Source organism: Blastococcus sp. SYSU DS0541, assembly GCF_054050875.1.
In genome coordinates this window covers 16,827-29,188 of record NZ_JBJHAD010000013.1, presented here as the reverse complement: position 1 = coordinate 29,188, position 12,362 = coordinate 16,827, and the positions used below count along the sequence as shown (strand labels likewise).

Annotated in this window: 12 protein-coding genes; 5 read left to right on the top strand and 7 right to left on the bottom strand. The window is 72.9% G+C overall.

The annotated features are described in order from the left end of the window. Positions 1 to 49: 49 nt before the first annotated feature. On the bottom strand, positions 50 to 205 hold the full coding sequence (locus ACI794_RS14455; RefSeq protein WP_236828110.1) for a hypothetical protein: 156 nt from the start codon (positions 203 to 205) through the stop codon (positions 50 to 52). Between the two features lie 192 nt (positions 206 to 397). On the opposite strand from ACI794_RS14455, the gene ACI794_RS14450 reads away from it, so the two are divergent. From ACI794_RS14450 to ACI794_RS14440, 3 genes are all read left to right on the top strand, one after another. Continuing rightward, positions 398 to 1,627: an AI-2E family transporter gene (locus tag ACI794_RS14450; RefSeq protein WP_456616699.1), complete on the top strand. Its 1,230-nt coding sequence runs from the start codon at positions 398 to 400 to the stop codon at positions 1,625 to 1,627. Between the two features lie 91 nt (positions 1,628 to 1,718). Then, complete coding sequence (locus ACI794_RS14445; RefSeq protein WP_456582908.1) at positions 1,719 to 2,156, top strand: universal stress protein; 438 nt, start codon at positions 1,719 to 1,721, stop codon at positions 2,154 to 2,156. After that, positions 2,156 to 3,667: an alanine/glycine:cation symporter family protein gene (locus ACI794_RS14440; protein WP_456601304.1), complete on the top strand. Its 1,512-nt coding sequence runs from the start codon at positions 2,156 to 2,158 to the stop codon at positions 3,665 to 3,667. Before ACI794_RS14445 ends, ACI794_RS14440 begins: the two co-directional genes overlap by 1 nt. Positions 3,668 to 3,704: 37 nt before the next feature. On the opposite strand, the gene ACI794_RS14435 is transcribed toward ACI794_RS14440, so the two are convergent. The 5 genes from ACI794_RS14435 to ACI794_RS14415 are packed head-to-tail and all read right to left on the bottom strand — an operon-like array spanning position 3,705 to position 9,663. Further along, positions 3,705 to 4,397, bottom strand: a complete 693-nt coding sequence (locus tag ACI794_RS14435) for a trimeric intracellular cation channel family protein (RefSeq protein ID WP_456616698.1) — start codon at positions 4,395 to 4,397, stop codon at positions 3,705 to 3,707. A 37-nt stretch (positions 4,398 to 4,434) separates the two neighbouring features. Next, a complete protein-coding gene (locus tag ACI794_RS14430; RefSeq protein WP_456601306.1) occupies positions 4,435 to 5,067 on the bottom strand; it encodes a TetR/AcrR family transcriptional regulator in 633 nt (210 codons plus the stop codon). Between the two features lie 12 nt (positions 5,068 to 5,079). After that, positions 5,080 to 7,245: a 3-hydroxyacyl-CoA dehydrogenase NAD-binding domain-containing protein gene (locus ACI794_RS14425; RefSeq protein ID WP_456616697.1), complete on the bottom strand. Its 2,166-nt coding sequence runs from the start codon at positions 7,243 to 7,245 to the stop codon at positions 5,080 to 5,082. Positions 7,246 to 7,256: 11 nt separating this feature from the next. Next, positions 7,257 to 8,471, bottom strand: a complete 1,215-nt coding sequence (locus tag ACI794_RS14420) for an acetyl-CoA C-acetyltransferase (protein WP_456616696.1) — start codon at positions 8,469 to 8,471, stop codon at positions 7,257 to 7,259. Positions 8,472 to 8,520: 49 nt separating this feature from the next. Next, positions 8,521 to 9,663: an acyl-CoA dehydrogenase family protein gene (locus tag ACI794_RS14415; RefSeq protein ID WP_456601309.1), complete on the bottom strand. Its 1,143-nt coding sequence runs from the start codon at positions 9,661 to 9,663 to the stop codon at positions 8,521 to 8,523. 127 nt (positions 9,664 to 9,790) lie between these two features. Between ACI794_RS14415 and ACI794_RS14410 the strand changes: the two genes are divergently transcribed. Together ACI794_RS14410 and ACI794_RS14405 are read left to right on the top strand one after the other, a co-directional pair. Beyond that, positions 9,791 to 11,581 carry an AMP-dependent synthetase/ligase gene (locus ACI794_RS14410; RefSeq protein WP_456616695.1) on the top strand — a complete coding sequence of 597 codons (1,791 nt, stop codon included), beginning with the start codon at positions 9,791 to 9,793 and terminating at the stop codon, positions 11,579 to 11,581. A gap of 141 nt (positions 11,582 to 11,722) precedes the next feature. Continuing rightward, positions 11,723 to 11,965 carry a hypothetical protein gene (locus ACI794_RS14405; RefSeq protein ID WP_456601311.1) on the top strand — a complete coding sequence of 81 codons (243 nt, stop codon included), beginning with the start codon at positions 11,723 to 11,725 and terminating at the stop codon, positions 11,963 to 11,965. Between the two features lie 101 nt (positions 11,966 to 12,066). On the opposite strand, the gene ACI794_RS14400 is transcribed toward ACI794_RS14405, so the two are convergent. Further along, complete coding sequence (locus ACI794_RS14400; protein WP_456601312.1) at positions 12,067 to 12,351, bottom strand: ubiquitin-like small modifier protein 1; 285 nt, start codon at positions 12,349 to 12,351, stop codon at positions 12,067 to 12,069. Between the last annotated feature and the right edge of the window lie 11 nt (positions 12,352 to 12,362).

Genomic DNA, 12,362 nt, shown 5'->3' with positions numbered 1-12,362 from the left:
GGCCCGCCCGCCGGGCGGCCGGTCCCCGCGGAACCGGCCGCCGCGGCGGTCAGACCCTGGTGTTGCGCTTGGTCCACCCCCAGGCGGCGGTGGCCAGGAACAGCACCACGCCGATGACGAGGAGCCAGAACAGCCCCTCCACGACCGCACCGACGACGGCGAGCACCAGCCACACGACCAGCAGCAGCCCGATCAGTCCGAGCACGGGATCCTCCTCCCTCGGCGCGCAGCCGCCCCGCGACCGCGCGCACGTCCGACGTGCTGGTGACCCCCGGTCGGCTACCCGTTCGGGGGGACCGCCATGCGAGGCGCTTCCCCGCCGGACCGGCGGAGGCGTCAGGATGGGCGCGTCGAGGCCCCCGGCACGGGCCCGCGCGCAGCGGAGGGGGGGTGGGGCATGACCGAACCGCCGCCGATCCGCGCCGCCGGGGCGCACCCCGCGACGCCACAGCTCGCGGACAGCCGGGCGGCGCTCTTCCAGCGGGAGGCGGTGATCGCCGGGCGGCTGCTGGTCATCGGGCTGGCCGCGCTGGGCGTCATCTGGCTGCTGCTCCAGGTGCAGTTCGTCGCCGCCGCCGCGATGCTCGGCCTCGCCCAGGTCGCCATGCTCTGGCCGATCGCCCGCTGGCTCCGGAGCCACGGCGTCCCTGCCGTGCTCGCGGCGATCCTCTGCGTCATCGGCTACCTCGCCTTCTTCGTCAGCGTGCTCACCTTCCTGGTGCTGCAGCTGATCGTGGCCTGGCCCGGCCTCGTCGCGGCGAGCGCCGACGCGATCAACGAGACGACGGCCTGGGTCCAGGCGCGGACCGAGGACATGAACAACGCCGGGCTCGACCAGGTGCTCGAGCAGCTGGAGTCCTCGGTGGGCACAGCCGCGTCGGGGCTCGGGAGCGCGGCCGCCCAGGGGCTGAACGCGGTGGGGAACGTGACCACGGTCCTGCTGATCGCGCTCTTCTTCACGATCTTCGCGCTGACCAGCGGCGACGCGCTGTGGCGCCAGTTCGTCCGGGCACTGCCCGTCGAGCACCGGTCGCCGGTCGACGCAGCATTCCGCGCCGGGCTCCGCACCGCCGGCGCCTGGTTCTACGCCTCGACCGCCACCGGGCTGATCGACGGCCTGCTGATCGGGCTGGGGCTGTGGCTGCTCGACGTCCCGCTCGCCCTCCCCATCGGGGCGCTGACGTTCCTGCTCGCCTACGTCCCCCTGGTGGGCGCGACCATCGCCGGCGCCGTGGCGGTCGCGGTCGCCGGCGTGACCAACGGCTGGGACACGGCGCTGTGGGCGCTGCTGATCGTCGTCCTGGTGCAGCAGATCGAGGGCAACGTGCTCGCCCCCCTGCTGCTGTCCCGGGCGATCAGCTTCCACCCGCTGGTCGTGCTGCTGCTGACCACCGGAGCCGCCTCGGCCTTCGGACTGCTGGGCCTCTTCGTCGCGGTCCCGGTGGCCGGGGTGCTGGCGGCCGCCGTGCAGGGCTGGCGGCGGCAGGTCGGCCGTCGGTCGGAGTGGCAGCCGGACGACGGCGACGCTCCGGGCGGCGAGGCTGCCGGCGGCGGGGTCACCGAGGACGGCGACCCCGCCGACGGGGCTCTCCGCCCGCCCGCGCGGCACGTGACACCGGCGTCCTGACCCCCGGCCGGCGGAGGGGCGCGCTCGACCTGCCGACCGGCGCGAACACCGCTACGGTCGCCCGATCATCCTCTCCGCCGGAGGTGGGCCCGTGCCCGAATCCATCCTGGTAGGCCTGGACGGCAGCGAGTCGAGCGGTCGCGCCGCGGACGCGGCGGCCGATGCCGCCCGCCGTCACCACCTGCGGCTCGTCGTCGCCTGCGTCGTCCCGTGGTCGCCCTACTCCTTCACCACCGCGGAGGAGAACGAGCGCCGCCCCGTGGAGAAGGAGCAGGAGGCCACCGCCGCCCGCGAACGCGTCCTGAACCCGGTCGTCGCCCGGCTCTCCGAGGCCGGCGACCTGACGATCGAGGGGGTCGTCCGGCACGGGCACCCCGCCGAGACGCTGGTGCGCCTGGCCCGCGAGCACGACGCCGCCTGGATCACCGTCGGCCGGACGGGGCAGAGCCGGGTGCGCACCCTGCTGTTCGGCTCGACGCCGAGCAGCCTCATCCAGCTGTCCCCCATCCCCGTCCTGGTGGTGCCGTGATGACCTCGCCGTCCGACTCGCTCCTGGCCGCCACCTTCGACGAGCAGGTCGACGGCTTCTTCGCGCCGATCTCCGAGTGGATCACCGGGATCGTCTTCTTCGCCGTCCCGCTGGAGTTCATCGACGAGGGCGTCGAGCTCCCGCTCATCGTGGTCTGGCTGGTCATCGCCGGCCTCTTCTTCACGATCTACCTGCGCGGCTTCCAGTTCCGCGCCTTCAGCCACGCCATCCAGCTGATCCGCGGCCGGTACGACGACCCCCGCGACGCCGGTGAGGTCACCCACTTCCAGGCCCTGGCGACGGCGGTCTCGGGCACCGTCGGCCTGGGCAACATCGCCGGCGTGGCCGTGGCGATCTCCCTGGGCGGGCCGGGGGCCACGCTCTGGATGATCGTCGCGGGCCTGCTCGGCATGTGCACCAAGGGCGTCGAGTGCACGCTCGGGGTGAAGTACCGCAACGTCTACCCGGACGGGCGGGTCTCCGGCGGCCCGATGTACTACCTCACCAAGGGGCTGCGGGAGAGGAGTCCGGGGCTGGGCACGTTCGGCAAGGTCCTCGCCATCCTGTTCTGCATCTTCACCCTCGGCGGGGCCGTCGGCGGCGGCAACATGTTCCAGGCCAACCAGGCCTTCCAGCAGGCGCAGTCGGTCACCGGCGGCGACGACGGCCCGCTCGGGTTCGGCGCCGCCGGCGCGGTGTTCGGCCTGGTGCTCGCGCTCTTCGTCGGCGCGGTGATCATCGGCGGGATCCGCAGCATCGCCCGGGTCACCGACAAGCTGGTCCCGTTCATGGCGGTCTTCTACGTGCTCGCCTGCCTGACCGTGCTGTTCGCCAACCTGGGGCAGATCCCCGAGGCGCTGTGGGCGATCGTCTCCCAGGCGTTCAGCCCCGAGGCCGGCTACGGCGGCATCGTCGGCGTCCTCATCCAGGGGTTCCGCCGGGCCGCGTTCAGCAACGAGGCGGGCCTGGGCTCGGCTGCGATCGCGCACTCGGCGGTCAAGACGGAGCACCCGGCCACCGAGGGCCACGTCGCCGTCCTCGAGCCGTTCATCGACACCGTGGTCATCTGCACGATGACGGCGCTGGCCATCGTCATCACCGGCACCTACGCCGACGAGGCGAGCGACCCCGGTGTGGAGACGACGTCGGCGGCCTTCGAGACCGTCGTCGACTGGTTCCCCATCGTGCTGGCCGTCGCGGTCATCCTCTTCGCCTACTCGACGATGCTGGCCTGGAGCTACTACGGCCTCAAGGCCGCGACCTACCTGTTCGGCGAGTCGATGATCGTCGACCGGACGTGGAAGCTGATCTTCTGCCTCTTCGTGGTCATCGGCGCCTCGTCGACCCTGGACGCGGTGATCGGCTTCTCCGACAGCATGATCTTCCTGATGTCGCTGCCGAACATCATCGGGCTCTACATCCTGGCCCGGGTCGTGAAGCGGGAGATCAACGGCTACCGCGCCCGCGTGGAGAGCGGCGAGATCCTGCCGGTGGCCGAGCGGACACCCTGAACCGCGCCGCGCGGGCCGGTGGCGGGTCCGGCGCCGGTCAGGACCGGGATCGTCGCCGGCCCGGTGCCCGGCGCAGGCGCCCCCGGGACGCCGGCCCCTCCCGCGGACGAGGCCGGCGCACCGGCGGGAAGGGCGCGTGCACGTCGAAGCGCACCCCCACCATCCGGATGGTGAAGCACAGGGCGGCGGCGCAGACCGAGGCGACCGGCCCGCGGGTGCCGAGGAGCTCCGCCACCACCACGGCCGTCGCCCCGACCAGCGCAGGCACGGCGTAGAGCCCGCTGGTCAGCACCGAGGGGACCTGCCGGATCAGCACGTCGCGGAGCGTGCCGCCGCCGACGCCGGTGATCGCGCCGACGATCACCGCCTGCGCGGGGCCGAAGCCGAGGTCGAGGGCCTTCAGCGCGCCGGTGACCGCGAACAGGCTCAGGCCGGCGGCGTCGAGCACGTTGATCGCCCCGTTGAGCCGCTCCAGGTAGGGCCCCGCGATGAAGGCGATCAGGCCACCGCCGGCGGCGACCGCGAGGTAGCGCCAGTCCAGGAAGGTGGCCGGGGGCAGGCTGTCCAGGAAGACGTCCCGGATGGTCCCGCCCCCCAGCGCGGTGATCATGCCCAGGGTGACCACGCCGACGATGTCGAGCCGGGTGGTGCGCAGCGCGGTGAGGGCGCCGTTGAGGGCGAAGGCGAAGGTGCCGACCAGGTCGAGCACCAGCAGGGCCGTCGTGGCCATCGATCCGCGCCCCCCGGAGCAGCACCTGTCGAGGGTGTCAGCTTCTCAGGCGGTCCCCGCGGGCGGTGAAGGCCTCCACGATCGACTGCCAGTGCTCGACGTGCGGGCCGGTGCGGGGGGCGTCGGGCTGCAGCGCGTAGGTCAGCGCCTGGCCCCGCATCGAGGTGAGCAGCACCTGGTAGACCGCCTCGGCCTGCGGATGCCGCGCCACCTGCTCACCGAACACCTCCATGGCCAGCGTCCGCAGCTGCGCCCCGAGCCGCCGCTCGTGCGGGAGCAGCGCGGCGCGCAGCTCGGGATCGGTCCGGGCGGCACCCCAGAGCTCCATCGCCGCGACGAACAAGGTCCCGTGGAACCTCTCCCAGACCAGCTGCACCCCCAGCCGGGCGCGCGCCGCCGGGTCCGCCGGCAGGTCGACCGCGGCCTGGCGCACGCTCGCGCTGAACTCCTCGTAGAGGTGGTCGACCGCGGCCAGCACGAGCTCGGCCTTGGTGGTGAACTGGTGGGTCAGCGCGCCGCGGGAGACGCCGGCCCGGCGCTGCACCTCCTGGGTGGTGGTGCGTGCGTAGCCCAGCTCGACCAGCGCCCCCACGGTGGCGCGCACGAGCGCCTCGCGGGTGCTGGCCCGCCGCTCGGCCTGCGTCCGGCGCGCCGTCGGAGCAGCGGTCACCTCGGCGTCGTCTCAGACCGCCGCGGCGGCCCGCAGGCTGCCGGCCGGCACCGCCCGCTCCAGCAGGATCGCCGTCGGGCGGAACCGCTCGCCGTAGCGGTCGGCCAGCGCGTCGGCTCGGGCCACGAAGCCCGCGACCCCGCCCGCGTACTGGTCGACGTACTGCAGCACGCCGCCGTACAGCGGCGGGAAGCCGATCCCCATGATCGAGCCGATGTTGGCGTCCTCGACGGTCCGCAGCACCTGCTCCTCGAGGCAGCGCGCCGTCTCCACCGCCATGGCGAACAGCAGCCGCTCCTGCGCGTCGGTGAAGGGCACCGCGGCCGGGTCCTGCGGGTCGCGGGCCGGGAACAGCTCGGCGAGCCCGGGCCAGACCCGCTTCTCCGGCTGCCAGTCGAAGAAGCCCTGCCCCGAGGACTTCCCCGTCCGCCCGTGCTCGACCAGCGTGCGCAGCACCGCGACGCCGGGGTGGTCGTCGGTGGCGCCGGCCCTGGCCGCCTCGTCGCGGATCTTCAGCGGCAGGGTGAGGGTGACCTCGTCGAGCAGGGTCAGCGGCCCGGCCGGGAAGCCGGCCTGGAGCGCGGCCCGCTCCACGCTCATCGGCGCGACGCCCTCGGCCAGCAGTGCGGCGCCCTCCATGACCAGCGTGCCGAAGACCCGGCTGGTGAAGAAGCCGCGGCTGTCGGAGACGACGATCGGCGTCTTGCCGATCTGCCGCACGGCGTCGTAGGCGCGGGCGAGCGCGACGTCGGACGTCTGCTCCCCCACGATCAGCTCGACCAGCGGCATCTTGTCCACCGGCGAGAAGAAGTGCATGCCCACGACGTCGGACTGCCGCTGCACACCGGTGGCGAGGCCGGTGATCGGGAGCGTGCTGGTGTTGGAGGCCAGCAGCGCACCGCTCGCGGCGTGCGCCTCGGCCTCGGCGAGCACCCGGTGCTTCAGCGCGGTGTCCTCGAACACCGCCTCCACGACCACGTCGCAGCCGGCGAGGTCGGCGGCGTCGCCGGTGGGGGTGATGCGGGCGAGGAAGGCATCCGCCTTCTCCCGGCTCATGCGCCCGCGGGACACCTGCGTGCCGACCAGCCCGGCGACGTGGTCCCTGCCCTTCTCGGCGGCCTCGGCGCTCACGTCCTTGAGGACGACGTCGACGCCGACCTTCGCGAACGCGTGCGCGATGCCGGCGCCCATCATCCCGGCGCCGAGCACGCCGACCTTGGCGACGGTGAACCGCTCCTGGACCGCCGGCCGCGACCCGCCGCCGTTGATGCGGTTCAGGTCGAACCACAGCGCCTGGATCATGTTGGTCGAGATCTGCCCGACCACCAGGTCGACGAAGTAACGCCCCTCGACGGTGAACGCGGTGTCGACGTCGACCTGCAGGCTCTCCACCGCGGCCGAGAGGATCGCGTAAGGAGCCGGGTACGGCGCCCCCTTGAGCTGCTTGGCCAGGTTCGCCGGGAACGCGGGCAGCGTGCTGGCCAGCGACGGCGACGACGGGGTGCCGCCGGGCACCTTGTAGCCCTTGGTGTCCCACGGCTGGGCGGCGTCCGGGTTCGCCAGCACCCAGGCGCGCGCCTTGGCGAGCAGCTCGTCGCGGTCGGCCGCCGACTCGTGCACCAGCCCCAGCGCCACGGCCTTGTCCGGCCGCACCTGCCGACCCTGCAGCAGCAGCTCCAGCAGCGCCGTCGTCAGGCCGAGCAGCCGGACCGAGCGGACGATCCCGCCGCCGCCGGGCAGCAGGCCGAGGGTGACCTCGGGGAAGCCGAGCGTGACCTTCGGGTCGTCCAGGACGACGCGGTGGTGGCAGGCCAGCGCGATCTCGAGGCCACCACCGAGCGCGGCGCCGTTGATCGCTGCGGCGACCGGGACGCCGAGGGTCTCCAGCCGGCGCAGCTGGCTCTTCACCAGCGTCACCTGGGCGAGGACCTGGTCGCGGGTCTCCGGCGTCGCCTGGATCAGGCTGCCGAGGTTCCCGCCGGCGAAGAAGGTCTTCTTGGCGCTGGTCAGGACGACGCCGCGGACCGAGTCCCGCTCCCGCTCCAGCCGGTCGATCGTCTCGCCCATCGACCGCACGTACGCGTCGTTCATGGTGTTGGCCGACGACGCGGGGTCGTCGAGGGTGAGGGTGACGACGCCGTCGGCGCCGGACTCCCAGCGGATGGTGCTGTCACTCACTGCGGTGCTCCTCAGACTCGCTCGACGACGGTGGCGATGCCCATCCCGCCGCCGACGCACAGGGTGGCCAGGCCGCGGCGCAGGTCGCGCCGCTCGAGCTCGTCGACGAGCGAGCCCAGGATCATCGCGCCGGTGGCGCCCAGCGGGTGCCCCATCGAGATCGCGCCGCCGTTGACGTTGACCTGCTCGTGGTCGAAGCCGGTGTCGGACATGAACCGCAGGACGACGGCGGCGAACGCCTCGTTCATCTCCACCAGGTCGATGTCGTCGACGGTGAGCCCGGCCTTCGCCAGCGCCTTGTGCGTCGCGGGCGCCGGGCCGGTCAGCATGATCACCGGGTCGGCGCCGGAGACGGCGGTGCTCACGATGCGGGCGCGGGGGGTCAGCCCGTTGCGGCGCCCCGCATCCTCGGTGCCGACGACCACCAGGGCCGCGCCGTCGACGATGCCGCTGGAGTTGCCGGCGGTGTGGACGTGGTCGATGCGCTCGACCCAGTGGTACCTGTTCAGCGCGACGGCGTCGAAGCCGCCCATGTCGCCGATCCCGGCGAACGCCGACGGCAGCCCGGCCAGCGATTCGACGGTGGTGCCGGGGCGGACCAGCTCGTCGGTGTCCAGGACGACGGTGCCGTTCCGGTCCGTCACCGGGACGACCGAACCGTCGAAGTAGCCGTTCGACCAGGCCTTCGCCGCGCGGGCGTGGGACTCTGCGGCGTAGGCGTCGACGTCCTCCCGGCTCCAGCCGGCCAGGGTCGCGATCAGGTCCGCGCCGATGCCCTGGGGGACGAAGCCGGTGCGGGCGGCGGTCTCGGGGTCCATCGGCCAGGCGCCGCCGTCGGAGCCCATCGGCACGCGCGACATCGACTCGACGCCGCCGGCGAGCACCAGGTTCTCGTAGCCGGAGCGCACCTTCTGCGCGGCGAGGTTGACCGCCTCCAGGCCGCTGGCGCAGAACCGGTTGATCTGCACGCCGGCCACTGTCTCGGGCAGGCCGGCCGCGAGGGCGGCGGTGCGGGCGATGACCGCGCCCTGCTCCCCGACCGGCGAGACGACGCCCAGGACGATGTCGTCGACCAGCGCCGGGTCCAGCCCGGGGTTGCGCCGGCGCACCTCGTCGATGAGCCCGGTGGTCAGGCTGATCGGTTTGACCGAGTGCAGCCCACCGGTCTTCTTGCCCTTGCCGCGCGGGGTGCGCACGGCGTCGTAGATGAACGCCTCGGTGCTCATGCTCGTGCCTCGGTGGCCATACGGGTCCTCTCGGGATGGGTGGACGGGCTCAGACGCCGAGCGAGCGGCCGATGATCTCCTTCATGATCTCCGTCGTCCCGCCGTAGATCGTCTGGATGCGCGAGTCGAGGAACGCCTTGGCGACCGGGTACTCGAGCATGTAGCCGTAGCCGCCGTGCAGCTGCAGGCACCGGTCGACGACGCGCTTCTGCAGCTCCGTCGTCCACCACTTGGCCATCGCCGCGTCCTCGACGGTGAACCGGCCGGCGTTGTGCTCGAGGATCGCCTTCTCGAGGTAGGTCTCGGCGATCGACACCTCGGTGTGCATCTCGGCGAGCTCGAACCGGGTGTTCTGGAAGGACCCGATCGGCTTGCCGAAGGCGGTCCGGTCCTTGCAGTACCGGACGGTCAGGTCGAGCACGATGCGCGCCGAGGCGACCGCGCCCGCGGCGATGGAGAGGCGCTCCTGCGGCAGGTTCTCCATGAGGTGGAAGAAGCCGTGGCCCTCCGTGCCGAGCAGGTTGGCCGCCGGCACCCGCACGTCCTCGAAGAACAGCTCGGCGGTGTCCTGCGCCTTGAGGCCGATCTTGTCGAGGTTGCGGCCGCGCTCGAACCCGGGCATGCCGCGCTCGACGACGAGCAGGGAGAAGCCGCGGGCGCCGGCCTCGGGGTCGGTGCGGGCGACGACGATGACGAGATCGGCGTTGATGCCGTTGGTGATGAAGGTCTTGGACCCGTTGAGCACCCACTCCTCGCCGTCGCGGCGGGCGGTGGTGCGCAGCCCCTGCAGGTCCGAGCCCGCGCCCGGCTCGGTCATGGCGATCGCGGTGATGATCTCGCCACTGACGAGCCCAGGGAGCCAGCGTCGCTTCTGCTCGTCCGTGGTGAGCCCGATCAGGTAGGGCGCGACGACGTCGTTCTGCAGCGTGAATCCCAGGCCGCTGGCGCCAGCCCGGCTGACCTCGGCGGAGAGGATGGCGTTGTAGCGGAAGTCCTTGACCCCGCCGCCGCCGAACTCCTCCGGCACGTCCATGCCCAGCAGTCCCTGCTCGCCGGCCCGCAGCCAGACCGAGCGGTCGACGACGCCGGCCTTCTCCCACTCGTCGTGGTGCGGGGTGACCTCCTTGGCGAGGAAGTCACGCAGCATCGCGCGGAACGACTCGTGCTCGGCCTCGTAGAGGGCTGACTGCACACCGACCTCCGGGAACTCACGGATCCCGGGCGGTCCCCGCGCCGGGAACCCGAACATACAGACCGCTCGTTCTGTATCTTCGCGAGCCACGTCACAGTGTCGTGTCGTCACCCCGAGGAGCCCACCCGTGCAGGAGTACTCCAGCCCCACCGCCTTCGAGATCCCGGCCACCGCCGCGCTGCCCGACGCGGTGACCACCCACGCCCGCGAGAACCCCGACCGGGTCGCCCTCAGCCGCAACGTCGGCGGCGTCTGGGTGCCGGTCACCAGCCGGGAGTTCGCCGAGCAGGTCGCAGCGCTCGCCCGCGGGATGATCGCGGCCGGCGTCGGGCCGGGCGACCGGGTCGGCATCCTCGGCCGGACGAGCTACGAGTGGACGCTGGCCGACTACGCGATCTGGACCGCCGGAGCCGTCGGCGTCCCGATCTACGAGACCTCCTCGGCCGAGCAGGCCCAGTGGATCCTGTCGGACTCCGGCGCGGTCGCCGTCGTCGTCGAGAGCGCCGCGCACCGTGCCCTGGTGGAGTCGGTGCGGGCCGACCTGCCCGACCTGCGCGAGATCTGGACCGTCGACGCCGGCGACCTGCAGGCCGCCGCCGCCCGCGCCGACGAGGTGCCCGAGGAGGAGCTGGCCGCGCGCCGCGCCACGCTCACCACCGAAACCCTCGCCACGATCATCTACACGTCGGGGACCACCGGGCGCCCCAAGGGGTGCGAGCTGACCCACGGCAACCTGCTGTACGTCGCGGAGCTCGCCCCCAGGGTGATCCCCGCGATGGTGGCCGAGAACGCGAGCTCGTTGCTCTTCCTGCCGCTGGCGCACGTCTTCGCGCGGATCATCGAGGTCGGCTGCATCCAGAACGGCGCCCGGCTCGGCCACACCCCCGACCTCGCCTCGCTGCTGGCCGATCTCGGCAGCTTCCGGCCGACCTTCCTCGTCGCCGTACCGCGCGTCTTCGAGAAGGTCTACAACGGCGCCCGGCAGAAGGCGCACGCCGGCGGCAAGGGCGCGATCTTCGACCGCGCCGAGCGCGTCGCCGTCGCCTGGTCCAAGGGGCAGGACACCGGCGGCCCCTCGCTGGCGGTGAAGCTGCAGCACGCGCTGTTCGACCGGCTGGTCTACGGCAAGCTGCGGGCGGCGATGGGCGGCCAGGTGGAGTACGCGCTCTCCGGCGGCGCGCCCCTGGGCGAGCGCCTCGGCCACTTCTTCCGCGGCATCGGCGTCACCATCCTCGAGGGGTACGGGCTCACCGAGACCACCGGCCCGGCCACGGTCAGCGGCCCGGACGCCATGAAGGTCGGCACCGTCGGCCGGCCGGCGCCGGGCTCGGCGGTGCGCATCGACGACCTCGGCGAGATCCTCATCCGCGGGCCGCAGGTCTTCCGCGGCTACTGGCACAACCCGGAGGCCACCGCCGAGACGATGCGCGACGGCTGGTTCGCCACCGGCGACGTCGGCGTGATCGACGACGAGGGCTACGTGACGATCACCGGGCGGATCAAGGAGCTGATCGTCACCTCGGGCGGGAAGAACGTCTCGCCCGCGGTGCTCGAGGACAAGATCCGCGCCCACCCGCTGGTCAGCCAGTGCATCGTCGTCGGCGACAACCGCCCGTTCATCGGCTGCCTGATCACCCTGGACGCCGAGGCGCTGCCCGGGTGGCTGGAGGCCAAGGGACGCCCGACCGACACCCCGCTGGCCGAGCTGGTCGACGACCCGGAGGTCATGGCCGAGCTCCAGGCCGCGGTCGACCGGGCGAACGCGCAGGTGTCCAAGGCCGAGTCGATCAAGTCCTTCGCGGTCCTGCCGGTCGAGTGGACGGTGGAGGGCGGCCAGCTGACCCCCTCGCTGAAGCTCAAGCGCTCGGTGGTCATGAAGGAGTTCGCCGCCGAGGTGGAGAAGATCTACGCCTCCTGAGGAAGGACCCCGCCGGGAAACCGGGCCACCATCCCCACCCGCCGCACACCGCGCGAGTCGGGTGGGGGTGGTGTGACGGGTGCGGCGGACACGTGCCCGGCGGTGGTGGCGCAACCGGCTGCGGGCTCGGACTCTGGGCGCATGACGAGTGTCTACGCGTACGGCACGGCACACGCGGTCGTCATGGTCGGGTCCTTCGGCGCCGAGGGCCTCACTCCCCGGCAGATCGGCCCGGCGCACGCGACGATCGGGCGGGTGAACGGGCAGAGCCGCAAGGCGCTGTGCGGCGCCTTCGTCTCCATCGACGAGCAGCTGCCCTGGCCGCCGGAGGGCTACGACGACGCGCAGCTCTGCCCGAACTGCGCCACGCTCGCCGCCCTCTGAGGCCGCCTGCGGGGTCCCGCCACGAGTGGAAGGACCCCGTCCTCCTGATCCCTCGCAGGCTCGGGACGACCCTCGGGACGGGGCCGTGGGCAGCGGGTCCTTCAACAGCCGCCGGCGACCGAGGGCAGCACCTGCACCACCGCGCCGTCGCGGACCGCGGTCGCCAGGCCGCCCTGCCAGCGCACGTCCTCACCGTCGACGTAGACGTTGACGAACCGCCGCAGCGCGCCCGCCTCGTCGCGTATGCGCCGGCCGAGCACCGGGTGCCGGGCGGCCACCGCGTCCAGCACCGCGGCGAGCGTCGCGTCGTCCGGGTCGACCCGCAGGTGCCGCGTCCCACCGGCGAGGTCGGCCAGCGACCCGGGAAGGACCACCTCCACGGTCATGCCGGCCCCCC